General features: G+C 46.1%; 21 protein-coding genes. 2 read left to right on the forward strand and 19 right to left on the reverse strand.

Going from position 1 to position 24,986, the window contains the following annotated elements; all coding sequences use genetic code 11:
• Positions 1-70: 70 nt before the first annotated feature.
• Positions 71-1,399 carry a xylose isomerase gene (gene xylA, locus Q369_RS0102580; protein ID WP_031526178.1) on the forward strand — a complete coding sequence of 443 codons (1,329 nt, stop codon included), beginning with the start codon at positions 71-73 and terminating at the stop codon, positions 1,397-1,399.
• 72 nt (positions 1,400-1,471) lie between these two features.
• Here the strand turns inward: xylA and Q369_RS0102585 are convergent, their stop codons facing one another.
• The 16 genes from Q369_RS0102585 to Q369_RS0102660 all read right to left on the reverse strand — a co-directional run bounded on the left by Q369_RS0102585 (position 1,472) and on the right by Q369_RS0102660 (position 22,113).
• Positions 1,472-1,969, reverse strand: a complete 498-nt coding sequence (locus Q369_RS0102585; protein ID WP_031526180.1) for a hypothetical protein — start codon at positions 1,967-1,969, stop codon at positions 1,472-1,474.
• A 155-nt stretch (positions 1,970-2,124) separates the two neighbouring features.
• Positions 2,125-3,630: a RagB/SusD family nutrient uptake outer membrane protein gene (locus tag Q369_RS0102590; protein ID WP_031526182.1), complete on the reverse strand. Its 1,506-nt coding sequence runs from the start codon at positions 3,628-3,630 to the stop codon at positions 2,125-2,127.
• Positions 3,631-3,656: 26 nt separating this feature from the next.
• A complete protein-coding gene (locus Q369_RS0102595; protein ID WP_031526183.1) occupies positions 3,657-7,121 on the reverse strand; it encodes a SusC/RagA family TonB-linked outer membrane protein in 3,465 nt (1,154 codons plus the stop codon).
• A 20-nt stretch (positions 7,122-7,141) separates the two neighbouring features.
• The gene (locus Q369_RS0102600) at positions 7,142-8,149 is read right to left on the reverse strand and encodes a FecR family protein (protein WP_031526185.1); all 1,008 of its coding nucleotides are present in this window, start codon (positions 8,147-8,149) and stop codon (positions 7,142-7,144) included.
• A gap of 42 nt (positions 8,150-8,191) precedes the next feature.
• On the reverse strand, positions 8,192-8,863 hold the full coding sequence (locus Q369_RS0102605; protein ID WP_035332839.1) for an RNA polymerase sigma-70 factor: 672 nt from the start codon (positions 8,861-8,863) through the stop codon (positions 8,192-8,194).
• A gap of 231 nt (positions 8,864-9,094) precedes the next feature.
• On the reverse strand, positions 9,095-10,807 hold the full coding sequence (locus tag Q369_RS0102610; protein WP_031526189.1) for a GMC oxidoreductase: 1,713 nt from the start codon (positions 10,805-10,807) through the stop codon (positions 9,095-9,097).
• A 101-nt stretch (positions 10,808-10,908) separates the two neighbouring features.
• Entirely contained in the window at positions 10,909-11,430 is a 522-nt protein-coding gene (locus Q369_RS0102615; RefSeq protein ID WP_035332842.1) for a gluconate 2-dehydrogenase subunit 3 family protein, read from the reverse strand.
• Positions 11,431-11,481: 51 nt separating this feature from the next.
• A complete protein-coding gene (locus tag Q369_RS0102620) occupies positions 11,482-12,723 on the reverse strand; it encodes an MFS transporter (protein ID WP_031526191.1) in 1,242 nt (413 codons plus the stop codon).
• Positions 12,724-12,866: 143 nt separating this feature from the next.
• Entirely contained in the window at positions 12,867-13,352 is a 486-nt protein-coding gene (locus Q369_RS0102625; protein WP_157488012.1) for a lipocalin-like domain-containing protein, read from the reverse strand.
• Between the two features lie 101 nt (positions 13,353-13,453).
• Positions 13,454-14,494, reverse strand: coding sequence for a T9SS type A sorting domain-containing protein (locus Q369_RS0102630; protein WP_229206718.1), 1,041 nt, complete (start codon positions 14,492-14,494; stop codon positions 13,454-13,456).
• Between the two features lie 132 nt (positions 14,495-14,626).
• A complete protein-coding gene (locus Q369_RS0102635) occupies positions 14,627-15,793 on the reverse strand; it encodes a cellulase family glycosylhydrolase (RefSeq protein WP_031526196.1) in 1,167 nt (388 codons plus the stop codon).
• A 15-nt stretch (positions 15,794-15,808) separates the two neighbouring features.
• Entirely contained in the window at positions 15,809-16,858 is a 1,050-nt protein-coding gene (locus Q369_RS0102640) for a family 43 glycosylhydrolase (protein WP_031526197.1), read from the reverse strand.
• Between the two features lie 84 nt (positions 16,859-16,942).
• Positions 16,943-17,917 (reverse strand): RpnC/YadD family protein, encoded by a 975-nt coding sequence (locus Q369_RS0102645; protein WP_031526198.1) that lies wholly within the window; start codon positions 17,915-17,917, stop codon positions 16,943-16,945.
• Between the two features lie 62 nt (positions 17,918-17,979).
• Entirely contained in the window at positions 17,980-19,053 is a 1,074-nt protein-coding gene (locus Q369_RS0102650) for an aminotransferase class V-fold PLP-dependent enzyme (RefSeq protein WP_031526200.1), read from the reverse strand.
• 20 nt (positions 19,054-19,073) lie between these two features.
• On the reverse strand, positions 19,074-20,981 hold the full coding sequence (serA, locus tag Q369_RS0102655) for a phosphoglycerate dehydrogenase (protein ID WP_031526201.1): 1,908 nt from the start codon (positions 20,979-20,981) through the stop codon (positions 19,074-19,076).
• Positions 20,982-21,132: 151 nt separating this feature from the next.
• On the reverse strand, positions 21,133-22,113 hold the full coding sequence (locus Q369_RS0102660; RefSeq protein WP_031526202.1) for a YheT family hydrolase: 981 nt from the start codon (positions 22,111-22,113) through the stop codon (positions 21,133-21,135).
• Positions 22,114-22,222: 109 nt separating this feature from the next.
• On the opposite strand from Q369_RS0102660, the gene Q369_RS0102665 reads away from it, so the two are divergent.
• Positions 22,223-22,414 carry a cold-shock protein gene (locus Q369_RS0102665; RefSeq protein ID WP_031526203.1) on the forward strand — a complete coding sequence of 64 codons (192 nt, stop codon included), beginning with the start codon at positions 22,223-22,225 and terminating at the stop codon, positions 22,412-22,414.
• A gap of 62 nt (positions 22,415-22,476) precedes the next feature.
• Here the strand turns inward: Q369_RS0102665 and Q369_RS0102670 are convergent, their stop codons facing one another.
• The 3 genes from Q369_RS0102670 to Q369_RS0102680 all read right to left on the reverse strand — a co-directional run bounded on the left by Q369_RS0102670 (position 22,477) and on the right by Q369_RS0102680 (position 24,931).
• Positions 22,477-23,403 (reverse strand): polysaccharide deacetylase family protein, encoded by a 927-nt coding sequence (locus tag Q369_RS0102670; protein ID WP_031526205.1) that lies wholly within the window; start codon positions 23,401-23,403, stop codon positions 22,477-22,479.
• Between the two features lies 1 nt (position 23,404).
• The gene (locus Q369_RS0102675) at positions 23,405-24,427 is read right to left on the reverse strand and encodes an aldo/keto reductase (RefSeq protein WP_031526206.1); all 1,023 of its coding nucleotides are present in this window, start codon (positions 24,425-24,427) and stop codon (positions 23,405-23,407) included.
• Between the two features lie 123 nt (positions 24,428-24,550).
• Positions 24,551-24,931, reverse strand: coding sequence for a co-chaperone GroES (locus Q369_RS0102680; RefSeq protein WP_031526208.1), 381 nt, complete (start codon positions 24,929-24,931; stop codon positions 24,551-24,553).
• Between the last annotated feature and the right edge of the window lie 55 nt (positions 24,932-24,986).

Raw genomic sequence — 24,986 nt, forward strand, 5'->3', positions numbered from 1 at the left:
GACTACAATAAATTCAGAAAAAAGTAATAGTATTGTATTATAAAATGTCAATCTTACACTTATAGTTAAAATGAGCATCTTACTCGGAGAACAGGAGTACTTTAAAGGAGTCGGGAAAATCGCTTTTGAAGGTCCCGAAACGGATAATCCGCTGGCATATCGGTGGTATGACGAAAACCGCATTATCGCGGGGAAAAGCATGAAGGAGCACCTTCGGTTTGCAGTGGCCTACTGGCATACGTTCTGCGGCTCGGGCCTCGACCCATTCGGAGGTCCTACCCTATTCTATCCATGGGATCAGAAATCAGACGCGGTGGATCGTGCGAAAGACAAAGCTGACGCGGCATTTGAGCTGATCACGAAACTAGGCCTGCCTTACTATTGCTTCCACGATGTGGATGTAGTTGACTATGCAGATGATGTTAAAACAAACGAAAAACGTCTGCAGACTTTAACCGAGTACCTCGGCCAGAAGCAGAAGGAATCGGGTGTTAAATTGCTTTGGGGTACTGCTAACCTGTTTGGTCACCACCGTTACATGAACGGCGCGTCTACCAACCCAGACTTTGCAGTAGTAACTCACGCAGGTGCACAGATAAAAATGGCGCTGGACGCAACGATCGCATTGGGCGGAGAGAATTACGTTTTCTGGGGCGGTCGCGAAGGGTATATGACGCTTTTGAATACCGACATGAAGAGAGAGAAGGAGCATTTTGCACAAATGCTTAAAACTTCTGTCGCTTACGCGCGTGCCAATGGATTCAAAGGTAAATTCTTCATTGAGCCAAAACCTTGTGAGCCTACAAAGCACCAGTATGACTACGATGCGGAGACCGTGATCGGCTTCCTTCGCCAGCACGATTTACTGGGAGACTTCGCGCTGAACCTGGAAGTAAACCACGCTACTTTGGCCGGACATACTTTCGAGCACGAATTGCAGGTTGCAGCTGATGCAGGTATCCTGGGATCAATTGACGCTAACCGCGGAGATTACCAGAATGGATGGGATACTGACCAATTCCCGAACGATATCGCAGAATGGACCAAAGCATTGCTGGTAATCCTCAAAGCAGGCGGCTTGCAAGGTGGCGGAATCAACTTTGACGCAAAACGTCGCCGCAACTCGACAGATATGGAAGATGTATTCTATGCGCACATTGGTGGCGTAGATACCGTAGCAAGAGCATTGGTAGTTGCCGACAAAATCATCCAGAATGGCGAATACGACAAGATCCGTACAGACAGATATGCCAGCTTTGACAGCGGAAAAGGTGCCGAATTTGAAAAAGGCGCATTGAAACTGGAAGATCTTTTTGATCTGGCAGCAACAAATGGCGAGCCGGCCATTACTTCCGGAAGACAAGAACATCTGGAAAATCTGATCAACCGTTTTATCTAAGTTGGATTGCAATTTCAAAAAAGTAAAGGCCGGCGATGAACCGGCCTTTACTTTTTTGAAAGCTTCGCAAAATTAATCCTGCTGGCTTAGCTCCTTATCAATGGCAACAACGCGCTGCTGTACTTCCTTCTGCACAGTTTCAAGACGTTTATCTTCCATTGGTTTTTGCATTTCGAGGATATTTGCCTGAAGTAAGTCGCGTTCTTTTGTAAACTTATCTTTCCTTTCGGTCAGGCGCTTTTTGGAATTTCCGTCCGCCGATTTGAGTTTCTCGTCAAGCTTGGTAATCCGCTCCTGGATTTTTGCTTCACGCTCTTTCAGCGATTTCAGGTAATCCTGTTGCTTTTCATTCAATTTGGCATTCGCTTCCAGCAAATTTTCTTTTGCATCGGCCAGTTCTTCCTTACTGGTGTCACCGGCTACCGAAGTTTGCTCAGCAGCTTCAAGTGCCTCTTCTTCTGCATTGGCGAGCTCTTTTCTTTCTTTATCGGCTTGCGAATTACAGCTTGCCAGCGTGGCGCCCGTTAGGACCATTGCGCTCAGCACCCAAACATTTACTGTCTTTTTCATAGTTGTTCAGTTGTCAATGAATTTGTTCGTTTGAAAACCGTAAGTTCAAAAAAGTGATGCCAAAGGGTATTTTACAAAAATAGGTTCCTGAAATGTGATCAGGAACCTATCAATTTTTACAAGCTTAATGATTAACCTAAATGCAAAGTCTCGACTTAATAGCCATTATTCTGACGCAAATTCGTATTGTTCCGCATTTCGGCAGTCGGGATCGGGAACAGCAGCTCACGTTCGGTGACGGTTGGCCCGTATGAGAATTTGTGCCCAACATAATTCTCAAACTTCCTCGTAGTAACATTGAATGCCTTGCGCAAACGTACCATGTCAAACCAGGTGATGTTTTCGAAACACAGCTCATACCATCTTTCTTTCCAGATAGATTCGCGGAGTACATCTTTCGTGAGGCCTGCCAACGCGGGCAGCTGTGCTCTTGTGCGTACCGCATTGACGGCGTCGTAGATTTTCGCCGAAGGACCACTTACCTCATTTGCTGCTTCCGCATAGGTCAACAGCACATCTGCATACCGGATCACGGGCCAGTTCAGGTCGCTGTTGGCTGTACTGGTCTGCGCAGTGACGTCAAAGTGTTTGTAAATAAAGTAGCCACCCAAGTCGACTTCCTTGCTACGATCAGCTTCATTGGTAAACTTGGTGAAGAAAAATTGCTTCTCCTTGGCACGCAGGTCAGCCGGATCGTAAGATTTAACAAAATCCGCTGTTGCGTAAATACCGCCGGTTTCATCAGAGTACTGCGAGATGTTTTTGTTATACGGAATAATGGAAACCTGCCAGTTGGATGGAAGAATCTGCGTTTTGAACTGGACCATAAAAATGTTTTCTTCCACATTCTTTTTACCAGGATTGTGCAGATCGCCGTAAGTCGCGAAGAGTTTGAATTGTTTAGAATCAATCACTTCTTCTGCCTTCTTCGCGGCTAATTCATAATGAGAGGCACCCTTTTGCAATGGATAACCTGCCATTGTGAGGTATACCTGAGAAAGCAGGGATTTTACCGCTCCCAGGCTCACTTTCCCGGTATTGTCCGTCCAGGGTAAGCCCGCCGCCTCTGCGGTAGTTAAATCTGAAACGATCAGGTTGTAAACTTCTTCGGGAGTTGCCTGCCCAGGTCTTAGCTGTTCCGATTGCAGGTTAACCGGCTCAGTGATCAGTGGAATGCCACCGAACATACGTACCAGATTGAAATAGTAAAACGCACGGAGGAAATAAGCTTCGCCGAGCAGCTTTTTCACATCAGCCTCAGGCATTCCCGGAATAGTAGGCACCTTTTGAATGGAAAGGTTTGCGTTGGCGATTCCCCGGTAGTAGGAAGTCCAGTAAGTTTGTCCATAACCATTATCGGATGTATTCCGCAGGTCTTTGATGAAATAGCTGTTCACTGCCTGTCCCAGATCGGTCGCAGCGAGCCCGGTCGCAAACTCCGTCATCATCCAGGCGCCGCCTCCAAAGCCGCTGTTCAACGGGTCCCGCAAAGGCGCATATATCGCATTTACAGAACTCCGGCCGTGTGCCGGCTGCGTAAAATAGTTGTCCACTGTAAAATTGCTCGGATCCGATTCGTCAAGAAAGTCAGAGCAGCCTGTTGCCCAGAAAACACTCAAAAGCGTGGTGAGCAAGCCGATTCTTTTAGATAGTCTATTCATTTTACTTCAGAATAAGAGTCAAATTGTTATAAACCAATGTTCAACCCGAGCATGAAAACTCTTGGCTTTGGATAATCGTATAAGCCAAAACCCTGGTCAAATGGAGAGCCTGAGTTCGATACTTCGGGATCGTAGCCTCTGTATTTCGTAGCCACGAAGAAGTTTTGAACCGAACCATAAACCCGTAGCCTGTCCAGTTTGATCTTTGAAACCAGATCAGCCGGGAATGTATAGGCAAGCAGCAGGTTGCGGCCACGGATAAACGATGCGTCTGTCACTTTGTGGCTGTCGTTATTGGTGGTATAATAAGCATTGATCGGCCGAACCTGGGCGATTGGTGTATTCTGGTTAGTCTCTGTCCATGCATTCAGTACAGTTTTATAGCTATTTGCAATGCCCTGCCTGTCCTCTGCTGAGTGGATACTTCTGTCGAGCACATCGTTTCCGTACATATATTGCAGGTCTACTGTCAGCGACCACGCCCTGTACTGAAATGTGTTCAGGAATGTACCAAAACCATCGGGGATACCTTTGCCAATAATTGTCCTGTCGTTATCATTGATGGTACCGTCCTCATTCAAATCGAGGTATTTCACGTCCCCGGGCAGCATATTGTAGCGTTTTGCTTCCTCTGCTTCCGCAGTTGACCAGGTACCCAGGTGCACCCTCCCGAAAAATGATCCCACCGGCTCCCCTACTCTTACTACCGTGTTGCCTGAGAAAATGTCACTGCCTCCTGAAAGCGCCAGTACTTTATTCTGGTTTACAGAAATGTTGAAAGTGGTATTCCAGGAGAAATCACCCAGTTTCAGGTTGGTAGAGTTTACTGCAAACTCCACACCCTTGTTTTCCATACTTCCGACATTTGTAAAAATGCTTCCATAACCGCTGCTCCACGGAAGCGGTGCGTCGAGAAGCATTTTGTTCACTTTTCTTCTGTATAAATCAAGCTCGAAGCTTACCCTGTTGGAGAACAGGCCGAGCTCAATACCAAGGTCAACCTGCTGAGTTTTCTCCCACTGCAAATTTGAATTCGACATACGGCCCGCTCCGATACCTACGCTTCTTGCACCGTCAAAAATCACATCATAACTGTTCAAACCGGCCAATGCGCGGTAGGCGGGGATTTCCGAGTTACCAGTTGCACCGTAGCTAGCGCGTATTTTCAGGTTGGAGATTGTTGTGTTGGATTTTAAAAAATCCTCTTCCGAAACACGCCAGGCAAGTGCAGCTGACGGGAAGAATGCATATCTGTTTGCGTCCCCGAACTTCGACGATCCGTCGATCCGGCCTGTGAAGGTTACCAGGTATTTATCGAGCAAACTATAATTCAGCCGCGCGAAATAGGAATTTAAACCATAAGCCAGCGCATTGGAAGACGGAGCAAGCGCAGTAGCACCGGCACCCAGGTTATTGAATTGGAAATACGTATCCGTAAAATTCTGGCTACGCGCCAGATCTTCAAACTGGTCTACATGCTGCCACGATAAACCCAGCATTGCATTAATGGAATGTATTTTACCAAAATCCCTGATGTAAGTCAGGTAGTTTTCAAATTGCCAGGAGTTGAATCTTTTGTTACGGACAGACGCGTCGCCATTGTTGGAAATGTACTGCAAGCCAGCGGCAGCGAAGTAATCTTCCCGCTGATTGATCACATTGGTACCCACTGTGGAGCGCAGGTCGAGACCTGGTGCCAGGCTGATTGTCGCATACATATTGCCCAGCATAGTCTGCGTTCTCAGGTAAGATAACCTTTCCGCAGCCACACGCAACGGACTATCTCCGCCTTCCATCCCGGGGTAATCGCGGTTACTGGCCCATTTTCCATCCGGGTATTTGACAGGGATAATCGGCAATGCTTCCAAAACCTGCCGCATTGCAGTTATACCTCCGCCACCAAGCTGATCAATTTGCTTTTCATTCTGATCCGTGTAGCCCAGGGTACCACCTACTTTCAGCCAGCTCTTGATTTGGCTATCAAACACAAATCGACCAGCAAACCGTTTTTGCCATGATTCGCGCACGATACCGTTCTCATTACGATAATTTAAGAATGCGCCGTAACTGCCTTTTTCACTTCCACCTGTCAATCCAAGCTGGTGATTCTGGGTAAATGCTTTTTGGAAGGTTTCGTCCTGCCAGTCGGTATCGTACAATGGATTTCCATTCGAGTCGAAAAGCAGCGGATTCGTGCGCTTCAGTTTGGGATCTGTGTATTTGGTACCTGTGGCCCAGCCTACTGGATCATACTTCTGCGCATTGGCATAAGCTTGTTCTTCCACTGCCAAAAATTCACGCGAGTTCAGTACCGGCAGCTTCTTCGGTGCTACACCAATGCTGAAATCAGAATCGTAAGTTACTTTTCCACCGCCGGAAGTACCGCGTTTGGTCGTGACAAGAATGACCCCGTTTGCCCCCCGGGCGCCATATATAGCCGTCGAAGAAGCATCTTTCAAAACTTCAATAGAAGCAATGTCATTTGGATTGAGGTAATCAATAGGCGTACTGCCGTTTGCAAGATCCACTGCATTCAAAATCACCCCGTCTATAACATATAATGGATTATTCGAAACACTGATGGAGCTGGCTCCGCGAATGCGGATATTTGCCCGTCCGCCGGGTCGACCCGAGTTAGACGATACATTCACCCCTGCAATGCGGCCTGAAAGGCCCTGGTTCAGCGAAGAAGCAGGCCGCTCCTGTAACACTTCCCCTTTGATGGTCCCTACCGCGCCAGTCAGGTCAGACTTTTTAACGGTTCCGTATCCAACGACAACAATCTCATCCAACGCATTCTCATCAGGCGCCATGGAAACAGCTACCTCCGCCTGACTGCCCACGCTGATCTCCTGAGATTTGTAACCGACAAAACTCAGAACCAGCACAGGATTGCCACCTTCCGGAATATCCAATGTGAATTCTCCCGTTGCATTCGTAGAAGTACCTCTCTGAGTACCTTTCAAAACGACACTAACACCGGGCAGCCCCGTACCAGCTTCGTCTGAAACCCTACCTTTAATCGTGCGGTCAACAGCTGCCTGCTGCACAGTACCGGAAGCTATAGGATCTACATGATTTACAGGCTGGTCCGGCAAAGCAGCTGATGTAGTCTTTTCTTCTCTTGAAGCGTTCTCCCGGGCTTTTTCCTCTGTTATAACAAATGTATTTTTTCTCGTCCTCTTATACTTCAACCCATTCTGAGCCAGAACAATGCTCAGGTTTTTCTCAACTGACTGGCTCAGATCGAGCGCGCTGGCAGCAACATTGATTGACCCAACCAAACGGTCTTCAAACACGATTTCAACTCCATAGTGCTTCTGCAAGTCCAGAAGCACATTTTTAAGTTTCATCTCTTGTGCATAAGCATTGTGCTGCTTAGCCGGTGCGGAGGCAAATGCAATTACCTGGGACTGGGCTTGCCGTGGGACCTGTGTCATGAGTACAAGTCCAACGCTTACCCATTGCTTAGCTGATAGCATTAGATTCATAAGTAAGTGGTTAAGGATAATCAGTTGTTCATTAAAGAGATGGTGCTTCCATTACGCTCGATTTTCATATCGAGCACTTCCGAGATCGTCCGTAAAAGTTCTTCTGCATTCCTGGTCCTGAAATTCCCGGTGATGGTTCTTTGTGCGATAGCGGAGTCAGCCAACGTTACCTTCTCTCCGAAATTCTCCTCGATCAGCGCGGCGATTTCCCGCATTGAAGTGGCATTGAATACATACCGTTGCTCTTTCCACGTCGCAAACGTTTTGATATCCTGCTTCCGTGCCACCTGCACCTCACCCGCACGGTCCAGCGTCACCAGATCACCCGGTACCATCATCAGATTCTTGTGCTGCTCGTCCCGGGAGTAATCAATGCGGACACTTCCGCTGGTAAGCGATACTTTGGTGCCGCGCGGCCTGGCGTACACGGAGAAGGTGGTACCTAAAACCTCCACCTTGAACTTGTCCGATGTTTTTACAATAAACTTTTTGCTGTCCACTGTGTGACTTACCGAAAACTCGGCTTCTCCTTCCAGCATTACCTCCCGCACTGCCCTATCGAATCCAAATCGCGGGATTTTGAGTTTTGAATTGGAGTTCAAAGCCACTTTGCTGCCATCTTCCAGGTATATGTCTGTTGTTTTTCCATAGCCGGTCTGATAGGTTTTGTATTGAATATCTTCCCTGAACCAAAGGCAGCTGCTCACCAGCAAAATCACCGAAGCTGCAATAAGCCAGAAGCGGTTTCCAAAACTCTGAAATGCAGATTTGAACTGTGCGGTATTCGGAATCTCCCTTTCGTCCTGCTGTGGAAGATCTTCATCCAGCCGCCTGAGCAGGTTTTCAAGCGCAGCCTCCTGTTTCGGCGCAAACTGCGGATGGTTGATTTCATACTCCATTAACCATTGATAAAATTGCTCGCTGTTCTCTTTTTGCATGATCCAGTCTTCAATCAGCTGCCTTTCCAATGGATTTGCGCGACCGGCCAGATATTCAAACAGGCTATGTTTTGATATAAGTGTTTTCATTTTGCTAGAATTTCGAAGTACAACACCAACCCACAATGCCCGTCAGAAAGAGGCAAAACTCAACAGGGTCAATCCAAGTGAAATCATCCACTCGCCATGGAGCGCCGAGCGCAGGTGTTTCAATGCTTTGGATATATGTACTTCCACCGTTTTAGGTGAAATGTGAAGCTCAGAGGCGATTTCATTGTACTTCTTGTTCTCAAATCTGCTGAGAAGGAATACCTTCTGGCATTGCGTCGGCAACCGGGCGATTACCTCATTGACTTTGATAAACAAGTTGTTGTAATGGATCTCGGCATCGGGCAGTTGCTGGTAGCACGATATTGTGTTTTCCTCTGTCGCATCCAGTGTATCCGTTTTACCAAACTCCCGCCGCATATACGTAAAGCATTCATTCCGTACAGAACGGAAGAGATAGCTGGTATAAGAAGTATTGATATTCTCGTACGCTTTGGTACGGTAAAACTGAAAAAAGACCTCGCTAACCAGATCCTCGGCCAGTTGCTTGGAGTAGACAAACCGCACAGCGTGGCTGCAAAGCGGGCTATAGAATCTTTTGAAGAGCAATTCCAGGCCTTTTGCCGGATTTTGTTCAAAGGTCAGTTTAAGAAATGAGGCAGAATCAATTTCACTCACATCGTTCTTTCCTTCGTGCAGTAGAGACACAAAAGGGCCGGAGCGTTTCAGTTCCTGGTTAAGCAAAGGATCGTGCATTGAGTCTTTGTTTATGTAATAATGAAAAGACTTTTTTGTACTGGGATGCCCTTAGTCTTGGATTAAAAAAATTAAAAGTTTTATTAATCATAGATAAACCGGAAAACACAACTGTCCTGCTGTGTCGCTCTTTTCTTCTTTTCTGTGTATTGGCGCTCGTTTAACCAGTTTTTTGGCACAAAAAAAGGCCGGCACATTGCTGTACCGGCCCGATTTCATCGAATGTAAATACTACAAATTTTTCGCCTTCATCTCTTTGACAGCGTGGTCAACAGCTCTTGCCGAAAGTGCCATATAAGTGAGCGACGGATTTTGCGTAGAAGTAGAAGTCATACTTGCACCGTCAGTAACAAACACATTCTTGCAGGCGTGCACCTGATTCCATTTGTTCAGGATGGAAGTTTTAGGATCTTTTCCCATTCGCGCGCCGCCCATTTCGTGGATGTCATTACCTGGATTACGTTTTCCGTCATGTGCTTTCACATTCTTGAAGCCCGCATTGGTAAACATCTCGCTCACCTGCTCGATGTAATCCTTGATCATCTTCTCGTCATTGTCGTCATAACTCACATCGATTTTCAGAAGCGGGATACCCCAGGCGTCTTTCTGCGTTTTGTCAAGCGCTACATAGTTGCTTTCCTTTGGAATAGTTTCGCCCATCATGTGCGACCCTACTCCCCAGTTGCCGTATTTCGTCTGGTGCAGTCCTTCTTTCAGCGACTCGCCGACGCCACTTTTATCATTGTATGTCTGCCGGTAAGCTGTGAAGCCTGCCGCATATCCTCTCAAAAAGTCAGTCTCTTGCTTGTAAACATTCCGGAAACGTGGAATGTAGCCGCCATTTGGTCTGCGTCCGTCTGTGGTAGAATCAAGGAAACCTTCATACTCCCCAGAAATGCTCGCGCGGTAATTATGGAAAGCAATATACTTGCCAAGCACGCCACTATCATTACCCAATCCATCAGGGAAGCGGCTTGATGTGGAATTAAGCAGGATCAGGTTTGTATTCAATGCAGCTGCATTGACGAAAATGATATCTGCATAAAACTCCATCATCTCATTGGTAGTCGCATCGATCACGCGCACACCGGAAGCTTTTTGCTTCTTGTCGTCATAAATAATAGAATGGACAACCGAATGCGGGCGTAAGGTGAGGTTACCTGTTTTCAAAGCCCAGGGAATGGTAGAGGAATTACTACTGAAATATCCTCCGAATGGACAACCGCGCTCGCACATCGTACGATGCTGGCATTTGGCACGTCCCTGATCCAGGTGTACCTGCTTAGGTTCGGTAATATGCGCCGCACGGCCAATGATGATATGCCGGTCCTTGTATTGTTTTGAAACCTTTTCCTTGAAGTACTTTTCAACACAGTTCAACTCGTGTGGCGGGAGGAACTCGCCATCGGGAAGTGCGTCCAGCCCGTCTTTATTTCCTGTAATGCCGGCGAACTTCTCCACGTGGCTGTACCAGGGTGCGATATCATCATAACTGATCGGCCATTCAACCGCGAACTTGTCACGCGCCGGTCCTTCAAAATCGTATTTGCTCCAACGCTGTGTCTGACGCGCCCAAAGCAAAGACTTACCTCCAACCTGATATCCCCGGAGCCAGTCAAAAGGTTTCTCCTGCACATAGGGATGGTCATTGTCTTTTACAAAAAAATGCGCTGACGACTCTCCAAATGCATAGCACTTGCTAACGATCGGGTTTGCATCTGTGATTTCCTTGGGCAAACGTCCGCGGTGCTCAAACTCCCACGGCATCATATTCGTGGTCGGATAATCCTTAATGTGCTCTACACTCCGGCCGCGTTCAAGAAGAAGGGTTTTCATTCCTTTTTCAGTCAGCTCCTTCGCCGACCAGCCGCCACTGATACCAGAACCTACCACGATCGCATCGTAAGTCCGGGCCTTTTTACTGTCTATATTAAAATTCGCCATAGTTTCTAAGTAAGGGAGAATGGAGGAAAGGGAGGATGAAGGAAAGGGAGGATGAAGGAGGGGAATTAAGAATACTTCCTCCTTTCTCCCTTTCCTCCCTTTTATCCCTTCACTACAGGTACACAACCATGAAAACGGGCTGGTACCATTTCATAATGGGTTATATTGGTCATTACATATTCTGAGGTCATGTAACCTTGGATAGTCAGGTTTTTTAGCAGACTAAAAAAGCCGCGGTCATCGAAATCCTGGCTTTTTTCCAGCGATTGCACCAGTTGCAGGCGCTGATCTTTGCTGGCTTCGGCGAATGATTTGCCAAACTTCTGTACACTCTCCTCGTCCAATTTGGATATCCCGCTTGCAAAGCTGGTTTGAGTCTTGCTATCGTAGCAATCCTTTACCATTTTCTGTGCAAAATCTGCGACTCCCAGCTCCCCTGCGCCCGGCGTATCGGTCTTGGGAATGATGGTCTCAACAATTGCTGCAAGGGTTTTGGACTGGTCGGCAGCAAGGAAGCTGTTTCCATTCAATGATTCCTTGCTCCATCCCGATGCCCAAGCTGGCAGATTTGCCAGTGCGCCCACAGCCAACGCCATGCTTTTCAGCGCTACGCGTCTTTCCATTACATATATTTTTGATTGTGAAAATTCAAATTTGCCAGAATTACCTCTATGCTATTCTTCCAGAAAGTCAAGGTCTCTTCCGTGTGTTTCGGGTATCGTCAAAATGCAGTAAATACCTATTGCGAAGCATATTACCCCTACCATCGCACCTGCATTGATCACTGAAAAAGAGTCTTTAAAATTAGCGAATAAAGTTGTCATTAACACCACAGTTCCACGTACCATATTCGGCACGGTAGTAGCTGCTGTTGCTCTCAGGTTTGTACCGAACTGCTCCGCTCCTATCGTCACGAACATCGCCCAGTATCCGATCCCAAAACCCAGCAATGCAGCAGTGGCGTAAAAGTAAGCCGACGACGTAATTCCCCCATACAGGTAAATCCAGCTACCTACTAACGTAAAGATCATCAAATAAAATACAGCCTTTTTGCGCGATTCGAGCCAGTGACTGATAAAACCGCTCGCCAGATCGCCCATCGAAAGGCCCACATAACACCACATAATGGATAGTCCGGGCTTAATGGGTTCATCAATGCCCAATGCTTTCCCGAATTCATTACTGAATGTGGCCAGGATACCGATTACAAACCACGTTGGCAGACCAATACCAATGCATCTCAGGTATCTGAAAAGCCGGTCTTTATTCGTAAACAAAGCAAAGAAGTTACCTTTTTCGACATGCTTCTGATTCTTGATATCTTTGAAAATCCCCGACTCAAAAACGCCTATCCGGAGCAGCAAAAGGGAAATTCCCAAGCCGCCGCCAATAAAATAAGCATAGCGCCAGTTGAAAAACTCAACCGTAAAATAAGCCACAACGGCTCCCAGCAAACCGATACCCGCCACCAGCGAAGTCCCGATCGCGCGTAAGTGCTTTGGTAAAATCTCGGAAACCAATGTAATCCCTGCGCCGAGCTCCCCGGCCAGACCTATGCCAGCGATGAACCGGAGAATCTTATAAACATCCGCATCCTGCACAAAACCGCATGCAATGTTGGCGAGTGAATAAGTGATAATAGAGCCGAAAAGTACTGAAAGTCGCCCCTTCTTATCGCCCAGAACTCCCCAGAGAATGCCGCCTAAAAGCAGGCCGGTCATTTGCCAGTTGAGAATACTAGCCCCGGTAACAGATATTTCTGAATCTGATAGCCCGAGTGCGATCAGACTGGGTATCCGGACGATCCCGAAAAGCAGCAAATCATAAATATCTACGAAATAGCCAAGTGCGGCAACAATAACAGGGGCACTAAAAAGGTGGGAAGCATCTGAACGAGGTGCTGTGGCAGAATTCATTTCAAGTAATATGGGTTTCGAAGGAATATCTGCAATATTATGCAAATAGCCGGACATAAGACCGGCTATTTGTTTGATAATTTCGAAAAATTTAAAGAGAAAGTTGTGCAAAGCCAAGCTGACTCCGCGGCTCCCGTATGCTCTTACTTCCTGAATACTAATGTTGTTTTGAATGTCTGACCATCTTCTGTTTCTGATACAGACCATTTCATTTCGTTTCCTTTCACTTCCAGATCAAACTCCTCAGTTTCTCCGTCTTCGGTTATCTGGATTTTATTACCGACCACTTTCCAGGTTGAGCCTGTGCCTGCTACGGGAGAATCGTCATCTTCGACACAGCCGGCCGGAACAGCACCGGTAACCTTTCCGTTGCCATTGAATGTAATCGTAGTTTGGGAAAGGCAGTTGTTACCCGCCAAAGCTTCATAGAAAGCCAGCATATCTGTAATCCCATTTACTGCCGGTTCAATTGTCATCGCCTTTATTTTCCATGAACCTTCCACTTTGTTTTCATTTACAGGCTCATTTGGTTTTGGATCATTTGAATCGTCTTTACATGAGAACACACCGGCAACCAGTACAAGAGAGAGCAACAATGCAGACAGATTTTTAAGAGACATTTTTTTCATGACTATTTGTTTTTGATTGTAAATAATCACGAAAGTATAAGGTGTAATGCGGGCAGAAAAGTTGTTTCGAGTAAGCGGGTGAGCTTTTGAGTAAGTGGTTTTCAACTGAAATTATCATTATTGCACAGCACTTTCAAGCGGGTCTTAACCAGCTGTCTATCGTTGTAATGGACAATGTATATTCCGGCGGGAAGATCGTCAGGTATCCGCACCTGCACTGTACCATTTTTCAGACTTTCCGTTTTGACCGAAACCAACTTGCCGGAGGTGGAAATCAGCCGAACCGTATTTATGTCAATATCCGGCGACCTGATCTGAAACATCCGACCCGTAACAGGATTCGGCATTATAATCGCTTTTGAAAAAAGCGCGCTATTTTCCCCTTCTCTGATCAGAATGTCGTAAATACGGATTTTACCCAGCCCATTCCTGAACCTCAACTCGAAATTGGAAAGCTTGGTTGGGGAGAAAACGGAGCTGCCGGGATACCCCTTACTTCCGAGACTTACCGGCTCACCGTTCAGCCACAAATCGTAAGTACCGGGAACAACTGTACTTTCTGTCCCGCTTTCGGGGGCGCTGTAAATGAGATTCTTGTCTGCATTATTGAGCACCCAGGTCACCGTTACCTTCTCTCTTTTCGGAATCCACCGGCTTGTCTTTTGACTTTCAGAATCTTTGATGCAAATCGAATCTTCTTTGAAATTGATCACGAACTTTGAAAACATAATTCCATTGCCCGGAAATGAATTGTTAACTGGGTTGAAATCTTCTCCCGCATAGAAATAGATTGCATTCACCTCCCCCGACTGCACCGACTCCGCAGCCAGTTTTACCTGAATAAACAATGTTTTCGGATTAGGTTGAAATGGTGTCGCCCGCATTGCACGAATGATCCCGCCGGTAGCAGAATCCTGCTGCGACCTCACAAACTCCACATAACCTCTGTGAAATTTGTGATACGAAAGCTGCGGTGCTGTGAGGATAATGTGACTGAACTGACCGGTGTCAGGAAGCGGATTAACCAGAGAAGTGGTTGTTGCAAAATCCTGGTGAAAGTAGGTGGTTTGGGCTTGGCTGATAGTAAAAACAGAAAGCACCAGGACTAGTGCTTTCTGTAACATGCTGTAAAGTGTTTGCATAAACTGGGCGTTTATGCTTTTAGACGCTACTACTTTGTAATGGTAACTTTGTAGCCGATGCTATTTTTGAAAAATCTTGCATTAACTTTTTTCTCCATAAGCATTTCAATGGGGGTACCATTCAGGTTACACCTATTTGGAGGCAGTAAGCTGCTTAATCAGGTCAGTTTCTTCCTTTTTGTAAGGTGTACCGTCTTTTCTGAAAATGTCGTGGAACCATAGTTCCGGTTCGCTGGTGTAAGTTTTTTTCCAGCTGTCCCAGGGATAGATTGTTTGGGATTTTCCGCTCACAAGCCCCCAATTGATTGCGCCTACGTTGTACTTCTTGGCAACCGGCAATGATCCTTTGAAAAAGCTTCCGTTTCCACGCGACATATACTCGGTGCAAATCATTGGACGCCCGTACTGCTGCAACTGCTTAATGCGTTTTTCAAAATCTGCTGCATCTTCGTAATTGTGAAAAGTGACAATGTCTGATTGATCGATCATTACCTTTTCAATGGGTTTCAATGTTTCGTGAGAAGTCCAGTCTCCGTTCCAAACGCCGGCTGTAAGTGGCTGACTTGGATTTACCGAGCGCGCCCAGGCGAATGACTTTTCAAGAAGCGGCAGCACGTAGTCAACTTTATTCGGCAGTTCCACTTTTCCATAAGAGCTCGTATTTGGGTTATCGGGCTCATTCCAGATATCCCAGGCCAGAATGCGGTCGTCGTTTGCAAATGCTGTGACGGTTCCTTTTACATATCTTTCCAGCCGCGGATATTGCGTACTGTCTTTCAATGCTTCCAATCCCGGGCTTTGTACCCACCCGGAATTATGTACTCCCGGCTTAGGTGCACGTTGCTTTCCTAATTTCGGAAAAGGGTCCCAGCAGGAGTCGAAAAGCACGAACATCGGTTTGATCTTGTGCTTTTCCGCGATATCTAGGAATGTATCAAGGCGCTTCACAAAGCCGGCCGAATCTTCCTGGAACAAGAGATCGTGCAAGTAAACGCGCATTGTATTCATTCCGATTTCCTCTGCCCAACCCAGCTCTTTGTCAATTGTCGCCGTATCGAAAGAAGCCGCCTGGAACATTTCAAGCTGGTTGATCGCAGTGCTGGGCAGGAAGTCTGCCCCCACGAGCCAGCCTTGCCTGGCATACCAGTCATTGGCCTGTTGCTTAGACCAGATTTCCCGCGCAGACTGGCTACTGTCGGCGGCAGTAGTTTGTTCTTTATTTTCTTCTGCTTTTTTTGCGCAGCCAAAAGTGAGTAATGCGGCAAAAACTGCCAGGATCGTCGATTTAAATAATTTCATTTTTTGCTAAAAGGTTTATTTGAAAAAGGGCGCTTTCTTCTCAGAGTTACTTGGCTCCAAACCTGCAATTTCCGGCCATCCATTTGGCCATGTGAGTTTGTCGAGCATCAGCACCCTGCGATTCGCGCCTGTGGATACATGTGGTTTTTTCTTGTCAATGGCGTGGTATAGCAGCCAGTCGGTACCATTGTCGTCGGTAACAAACCTGGCATTGTGCCCGGGACCGGCGTATTGTTCGCTGGGATGGATCAGTAATGTACCTGCGCCGCGTTGCGTAAGTTCTTTTCCCTCTTTGTCAACATAAGGCCCCAGCGGGTTCTTCGATCTGCCAACACGAATGTTGTATTTGCTTTTGGCGCCATCGCAGCAGTTTTCTTTTGAGCCAAAGAAGTAGTAATACTCTCCTTTTTTCTGGATCATCACCGCTTCAAAGTCTCCGGCGGCAACCTTGATCTTCTGGGAAAGGTCCGGAACAGACTTCCCGTCCTTGCTCAATTCTACGCCATAAGTTCCCTGAGTTGCCGCATCGCTGAAACTACCCCAGAACACATATTTCTTATTGTCAATTTCCATATAAAACGGATCAATGGAATTGGGAACACCAACTTCTGAGCTCAGGAAAAGCTTGCCAGCGTCTGTAAATGGCCCGGCAGCTGAGTCCGAAACAGCGAGGCCGATACCAGGGTCGGCATCGCCCCAGGTTGAAAATGCATAGTACATGTGGTACTTACCATCCACTTTCACGACTTCTGGCGCCCAGATCCCGCCTTTCTCTTTCCAGGCTGGTTTTTTGGTAAATGCATCTTTAACGTAGGTCCAATGCACCAGATTCTTCGATCTGATGACCGGCACTAAGCGTGCGCCATTTCCATCCCCCCAATTGTCCATTGTTCCGTAAGCATAAAACATGCCGTCGTCCGCCCTCACCACAGTGGGATCGGCGAGAATAGGTTCAAAAACCGGGTTTTTGTAGGATAGCTCTGTTGTCGTCGCAGTCTGCGAAAAAGCCTCAGCGAACGTCGACAAAATCATGGTGGCAGCCAGGAGTTTTTTGTAGAGCGTCATTAAATAATTTGATTTGTGAATAAACTAAAAAGACAAAAAGCGCAGAATCGTCGATTCTACGCTTTAATGCAATATAAATAAGATTTACAGAGAACCTTCCGACTTGATTTGCTGAACTAGCTCCGCATCAACACCCACAAGGCCGGCGATTTTTGCGTCGTCAAAAGAAGTCTCTTTAAGTAAGTTCTTTATGAATTCAACATTTCTTTCATTTCTACCCTCATTAATTCCTTCATTTCTTCCCTCTATCCTTCCTTCGTTCCAGCCCTCCTGTTTTCCTTCAGTCCATCCTTTTTCTCTCGCCTCTTGCTTTCTAATCTGCAGATACAATTCGTCAATTCCCATAGTGCTGCGTGGATTTGTAGTGATCGTACTTATTTCACGTTCAAAGATCTGGTCTAAGTTTTCATCATCGAACCTGATATAAAGTTTCAGAAATTTCATCAGCTTTCCAATTTTCTTCTTCGGAATTTGCATCGCGAATAATCTCCTGGCTAACGTGATTTTCAGTGAGAGTAAATCTTCTTTTTCAAGCGTCTTGCCCCGCATTGCGGATTTGACTACCAAGATAACCTGCGCAAAAGGATTTGCACTTTTCAGCAAATGTTCTTCCGACTGATCCAGTACCTTGAATGCATTAAACCGAAAAGTCAAGCGGGTTCCTAAAAAGTCTTGTTCAAATTTATCCGGAAGAAAAGCAGCGTTTTCGTCTGTCAAAATAGCGAATGCAGTGATGCGGCGCCGGTAGTTGTCCCAGATCCTGTAATAGTAAGTAAACATCCGCTCTGCAAAAGTCCTGTCTGCATAGCCCTGAACTTCTATATGAACCAGGATCCATTCTTCATTCCCGTCGAGCAAAAATACCTTTACCAGCTTGTCCACAAATTTGACCCCGCTAATGCAATCATCTACCGGAAAGAGCTGTTCGAGCTCTTTATCCAGGTATTGAAAGCCCTTGCTGAAATCGAATATTGAAAGACAGTCAGGAAAGAAGAAAATCAGGAAGTCTTCAAAAGTATCTTCCAGGATTGATTTCCAGAGTATATCGTTGGTGTACACAAAAAAAGCGCTTGTTTGACTATTAGACGTTCAAACAAGCGCTTCGTCACAAAATAAGATACCTACAATTTGCCTAGTTCATGAAGAAGCCTGTCAACTTCTTCCGCTGATGTAGCCGGAAAGTTTGCGATACGCAGCTGAGAGGCCTTGAACTCTCCATATCCGCTGCCAATTACCATTCCTTTTTCTTTTACATTTTTGATAATGTCGGCCGAAGGAAGCTCTGTGTCAGTCACGATAACTGTTTGTGAGCGATACGCTTTTTCTTTCACAAATGCCGAAAAGCCAGCTGTTTTCTCTATAAACTTATAAATCGAGGCGGCTTTCTGTTCAGTTTGCTTGCGCATTGTTTGCGCACCTATCTGATTGAACTCCTCTGCAATTTTTCCTAACAAATATATCCCCATTACGTTCGGGGTCGCAGGCGTTTCATTGTTCTGAGCATTTTTCCAAAGCGTGGGCAAATCGTTGTGTGCGCCTATTGAGTATTGATTCTTGATGCTCTTTGCCTTTGCGAGGCATTTTTCGCTAACGATCCAAACACCGAGTCCCGCCGGCAGACCGAATGCTTTTTGGACGGAAAAGAATGCAGTATCGATCAATGCATAATCCAGGTCCGGGTAAGGTGCAGAGGATACAATATCCACAGCAATGAATTTGCCAGGATTTTTCTGCTTCAATTTGTGGATTTCAGCAACAGGCATTTGAACCCCCGAGCTGGTTTCATTGTGCGTTACACAAATGAGCTCGGCATACTCAGGCACCTCGATCTCCGCAGCTGAAAACCCGCTTCCCATCGGCTTCTCGAACTTGTGCGCGTACTTGTTCAGCGCATTGGAATAATCGTAAAACTTTTTTGAAAAAGAACCATTTACTAAATGGAAACTTTCCAGTTCCACGCAGCCGAAAAGGATTCTTTCCCAGGCTTCCGAAGCAGATCCAAGAAAAAGGATCGCATGCGAGTCAGGTACATTCAGTAAAGTCCGCAGCTGATCAACGGTGAATTTATGTAAATCGCGGTACTGCTGACTTCTGTGACTTATCGATCCAAGCTGATTGGAAACAAAAGTCTGCAGGTGCTTTTCAAATGTAGGATAAAGCTGGGCCGGCCCAGGGGTAAAGAAGGTTAGCGACATGGTGTTGGATAAATGTATTTTCAGTAAAGCATCCGGAACCGGATCGTACCTTCAAGTTCTTTCACTTCCTGAATGAATTCCTCCGTATATCCTTTTTCGATATCCACAATTACATAGCCGATATGTTCATTCGTTTTCAGATACTGGCCAGTAATGTTGATATTGTTTTTACCAAAAATATGGTTCAGCTTGGCTAGAACACCCGGTACATTGGCGTGGATGTGCAGCAACCTGTGCGAATCTTTCAGCTTGGGCAATTGTACTTCCGGGAAATTAACACTTCCGTAGGAACTACCATTATTCATAAATTCAAGCAGTTTGGAAGGTACAAAGTGCCCGATATTTTCCTGCGCTTCCTCTGTGCTTCCGCCGATATGCGGGGTCAGGATCACATTTGGCAAGCCCAGCAGCTCGCTTTCAAATAGCTCATCGTTGGTTTTTGGTTCTTTCGGGAAAACGTCAACACCGGCGCCGGCTACTTTCCCGCTTTTTACAGCGTCAGCCAGGGCTTGTATATCCACAACGTGCCCGCGTGACAGGTTCAGGAAAATGACGCCTTTTTTCATCAGGTCAAACTCGCGCTTACCGATCAGGTTTGTATTCTCTTTCCGTCCGTCTACGTGCATACTGATCACGTCGGCAATGGAAAGCAGTTCTTCAAGCGAGTTCAATTTTTTAGCATTTCCGATAGAAAGCTTCTCCACTTCATCGTAGAAATAAACCTCCATTCCCAGTGCCTCAGCTACAACAGACAACTGAGTACCAATGCTGCCGTAACCTACCATTCCGAGTTTCTTTCCGCGGATTTCGAAACTTCCATTTGCTGATTTGTCCCAGATTCCCTGGTGCAGCTGGTTGCTTTTCCCAACTATATTCCGGATCAGCAGGATCATTTCACCAACTGCCAGCTCTACTACAGAGCGGGTGTTGCTGTAAGGTGCATTAAAAACCGCAATCCCTTTTTTTGCCGCTTCTTCCAGATCAATCTGGTTGGTACCGATACAGAACGCACCAATCGCCATCAGCCGGTTTGCATTGTCAAGAACGCGCTTTGTAATATTTGTTTTGGAACGAATCCCGATAATCGACACATCTTTAATCCGCTCGCAAAGCTCATCTTCATCCAATGCGCCTTTCACAAACTCTACACTAAAACCTTCTTCTTTAAAAGCGCGTAGTGCGGCCGGATGCACATTTTCCAGCAACAATACTTTAATGCGGCTTTTTGGATAAGACTGGCTTCTGCTCAGCTTATTATCGTACAGGAAATCGTCAAATGAAGTCGCAATGTGGTCCGCGACAGCTGTAACGCGCGGCCGCTCTATATTTTCGGTAAATGCATAAAAACGATTTGCAAGACCGGATGCTTTCAATTCATAATCTGTATAGCCATCACCGATAGCATAAACGTCGCCCGGCAAATTCAATGCAGATAATACTTTTATTTTTCCTCCGTCAGTCGACAGCTCATTCTCTTCATCTATTCCAATGATATTTCCCTCTTCATCAAACACGAATTCATTGGCATAAACATGATCCGCGCGGATGCCCAGCTCGGTTGCCACGGGAACGATAAACTCCTTAAATCCGCTTGATACAATGTAAATCTGCTCCGAATTCTCCGTCAAGAAGTGCGCATTCCGCTTAAACGAATCCGAAACCTTTGTTTTAAGAAGGTTAATTAATTCACCGATATGCGAGCGGTTTGCTTTCAGCAAGGCAATGCGCTGACGAAGTCCCTCTGCAAACGACATTTCGCCATTCATTCCTTTGTTCGTGAGATCTATAATCTTCTGAACAACCTGATCTTTTTCAGGATGCCCGTTCAATGCGATCGCTGCAAGTTCGTCAAGCCCTTCAACTTTCGTAAAGGTGCTGTCAAAATCAATGATAATGTACGGTAGCGGATTGAGTGTTAATGTGGACATGAAGCAGGGAATAACTGGATAATAATCGGGTCAAAAAGAAATACCTGTGTAAGGCTCCGGGCCGCAAAATTACGAATCATATTAGATATGACGCTAACAAAATAATGATTCGAACAGTTTAAAATCAAAGATGCGTTTGCCCCGGCCACATTCATCCATTTTCCGCCAGGAAGAACTCCAGAGCCCTCTTTTCCGACCAGTAGAATTCATCCACCAGCCGCGCAGGCCGGAATCCACAGTGCCCGCCCTGACCGCTCGCGAGAAGTGAAACGTGCTCATGCACCCGTAATTCGTCCAGCGGCAGACTAGCAAAAGGGACTATCGGATCGTTTTTAGCATTGATAATCTGAGTGGGAACACGGATATCTTTCAGGAAATGCATGGAGCTGCATTGCTCGTAATAATCATCTGCGCCTTTAAACCCGTGCAACGGAGCTGTATAAATGTGATCAAAATCGTAAAGCGTTTTCACGTGCTTATAATCAGATATGGAGATACTATCGGGGTACAGTGCTGCTTTCGCTGCAACTTTCGGGCTGAGTGTGGTTAAGAATCGCTGCATATACACCCTGTTTTCCGGCTTGATGATCGCGAGACTGCACGCTTTCAAATCCATTGGTACACTAAAAACAAGTGCTTTCCTGATCCGGGTATCCAGTTGCGTAGCGTATTCGCCCAGGTATTTGAGTGTCAGATTGCCGCCGAGACTGAAACCGGCGAGATAGATATTCTCGTACCCGCGCCGCAGTGCGTGCTGCACTACGACATCAAGATCGTCCGTTGCACCGCTGTGATAAAACCGCAATGCATTGTTCATTTCACCACCACAACTACGAAAATTCCATCCCAGGCAGTCAAAACCATTTTTATTCAACAGCTTGATCATGCCCAGCATGTATTGTCTGGAACTATCCCCTTCGAGCCCGTGCGTAAGTATCACAAGCGTGCCCGATCGGTTACTACTTGCGCCTGACCAGTCGAGATTCAGGAAATCTTCGTCTGGAGTTACAATTTTTTCGCGGAAATATTTTACTCCTTTCACTTTCCGGAACAGTGCCGGATATATGCTCTGAAAGTGCCCGTTAGGCAACCAAAAGGGCGAAATCAGGCTGTCAACGTCAATTACAGACATTCTTTTTATGTTAAATTATTAAGAACAATTCTAAGCAATTTAAATTTTTATCTTGTTTATATATTTTTTCTATATACATTTGATTTTTAAAAATATAAGATCAATTCTAATGGCAGAAGGTACAGTTAAGTTTTTCAATGACTCCAAAGGATTTGGATTCATCCAACCAGCATCAGGTGAAAAAGACATTTTCGTTCACGTTTCAGGTCTTCAAGACGATATCCGTGAAAACGACAAAGTGTCTTACGACGTGGAAAATGGAAGAAAAGGTCTAAACGCAGTTAACGTTCGCGTTATCTAAGTTTAGTCATAAGAAGACATTTCGAAAGCATGCATTTACTGCATGCTTTTTTTGTTGCCCTATTATTTCGCTTTGTTCATCTCCTCAAATGCGCGCTGTATTCCTGAATTCACAGGCTCCGCACGCATCGCTGCTTTTCTTTTTACAGGATCTTTTATCCATCTGTAAATCCATGAGAAGCCAGCATTCCCAAAGTAGAAATCCTTAGATTGATAAGCCGGATCCTCCAATGCGTCAGCCAGGCTCACCATTTGATAACTCCTTTGTTCCAATCCTTTGATCAGTTTGGGCAAATAATCGGTATTTAGCTGATTATCATGGCACAGATAAATGTGTTTGATCTCCCTGCCGAACATGGCTGTTGAAAGGCTGTCAACGTAAGCAAATAACCTGATGCAGCTACCTACGTATTGCTCCCCTATCGAATCAGACAGCGTCTGGTTTCTATCTTTCAATGCTCTTTCATAAAGCTGAGTGTACATCCAGTCTTCATTCTCAACCGTGAAAGGTATTGAGCGGTAGCCTTTGTCTCTCAAAAACTTCTCCATGCGTAAATGAGCCGCACTATCTTTTCCCATTGCATTAAACGGAAACCGGAAATATTCCAGCTTCTTCCCGCTCTTCCCGATTATCTCACGAGTGAGCTTTTCGCCTTTCACTACATCCTCGCTAAACGCCTCGAAACCGACTTCGCCATAATTGGGATGAGAAAAGCTGTGATTACCAGGTGTGACATTTTTATTCAACAGCCAACTTTTCAGCAGGTTTTCGTTTTGCTTCGCCGCCGAAGTTTTGTTGAGATTGGCCTCGTTGATAAAGATCGCGACGGGTATTTGAAGCGAATCGAGCCGACGGAGCAAGCGCGAACTACCGTCTTTCTCGACGATATGTACGTTAGGAATGTCGTCAATTGTAATCGCAACGCTTTTTTGGGCAAAGCTAGCCTTACTAAATGCCAGAAGTACGAGTGCAAAAAGGATTTTGCGCATATCAGCCCGGGATCCTGTCTCTGCCCTGACGCTCGAACATCCATTGCGGATACTCAGTCTTCAATGCGCTGATTGCATTCAGTTTTTCAAGGTCTTCCGAAGTGAGTACAATGGAAGTTGCGGCAATATTCTCTTTGAGCTGTTCAGGCTTTTTCGCGCCGATAATTACACTGGTAACACTCTGCTGATGCAAAAGCCAGGACAATGCAATCTGTGCCACCGAAACGGAATGAGCGTCAGCAATGGGCTGAATAACATCGATGATATCGTAGGCTTTCTCTTTGTCAATAGGCGGAAAGTCGAAGCTATCACGCCGGTTTTCGCCGGTAGACTGGTTATCACGCGTGTACTTGCCTGACAAAAACCCTCCTGCAAGCGGGCTCCAAGGCATCAGCGCGAGATTCTGATCCTTCATCATAGGTACCAGCTCCCGTTCCAGGTCACGACCAGCGATTGTATAGTAATGCTGACAAGCCACGAACTTGGTCCAGCCGTTTTTCTCCGCAATACCATTCGCTTTCATGATCTGCCAGGCTGCATGGTTACTTACACCCAGGTACCTAACCTTCCCCGACCTCACAATGTCTTCCAGCCCGCGCATGGTCTCTTCCAGTGAAGTCTCCACATCAACACCGTGGATATAGTACAGGTCAATGTGATCAGTTCCTAACCTTTCAAGACTCTCATTAACAGAATCCATGATATGCAGCCGCGATAAGCCGATCTGGTTTGCACCAGCGGCCATTCTGCCGCGTACTTTGGTAGCAATAACCACCTCGCTGCGCTTGATACCGAGGTCCTTCAACGCCTGGCCCAAAATGGTCTCGGACTTACCATAAGAATAAACATTGGCAGTATCAAAGAAATTAATCCCGCTATCCAGTGCGGTTTTGACCAGAGCGGCTCCCTCTTCCTGCTGCAAGCGACCAATCGCCTCCCAATATCCCTCACCACCAAATGTCATAGTCCCAAAACAAAGCTCCGAAACCAGCACCCCGGTATTACTTAGAAATTTGTACTTCATGGTTTTTTAAGTTTATGAGTTTGGAGTGCATGAGTTTAGAGTTTATGAGTTTAAAGTTTGAACCGTCAAAAGTATATTCAATCATTCAGTCATTCGGTCATTCAAAATTCACTCATTCACTCATTAATCAAACAGATCTTCCGAGCGCTCCAACATCAATATCGAGGATTGCGGGACGATGACGTACTTTTCGCCATCGTATTCCAGTTCGATTGCATTGCGCTGTAAGTAAATCGCGAGATCGCCTTCTTTGGATTGCAGCGGCATATACTTCACTTTTTCTTCTGTTTCCTTCCAGGGTTCTTCCTCCACTGCTACGGGAATGGGATAGCCGGGGCCTACTTTGATCACATAGCCTGTTTGCACCTGCTCTTTTTCCGTGACTGTGGGCGGCAGGTACAAGCCGCTGTTTGTTCTGTCACTTGGACTTTTGGGACGGATCAAAACCCTGTCACCAACAACAATAAGACTTTTCAACCGGTTGTCAGATGTTACTTCGTACATTTTAAAACAAAATAGAATATGGACTAGAACTGTCGTTCGAAATGAGCTAACAAAT

Source organism: Dyadobacter crusticola DSM 16708, assembly GCF_000701505.1.
Taxonomy (GTDB): domain Bacteria; phylum Bacteroidota; class Bacteroidia; order Cytophagales; family Spirosomataceae; genus Dyadobacter; species Dyadobacter crusticola.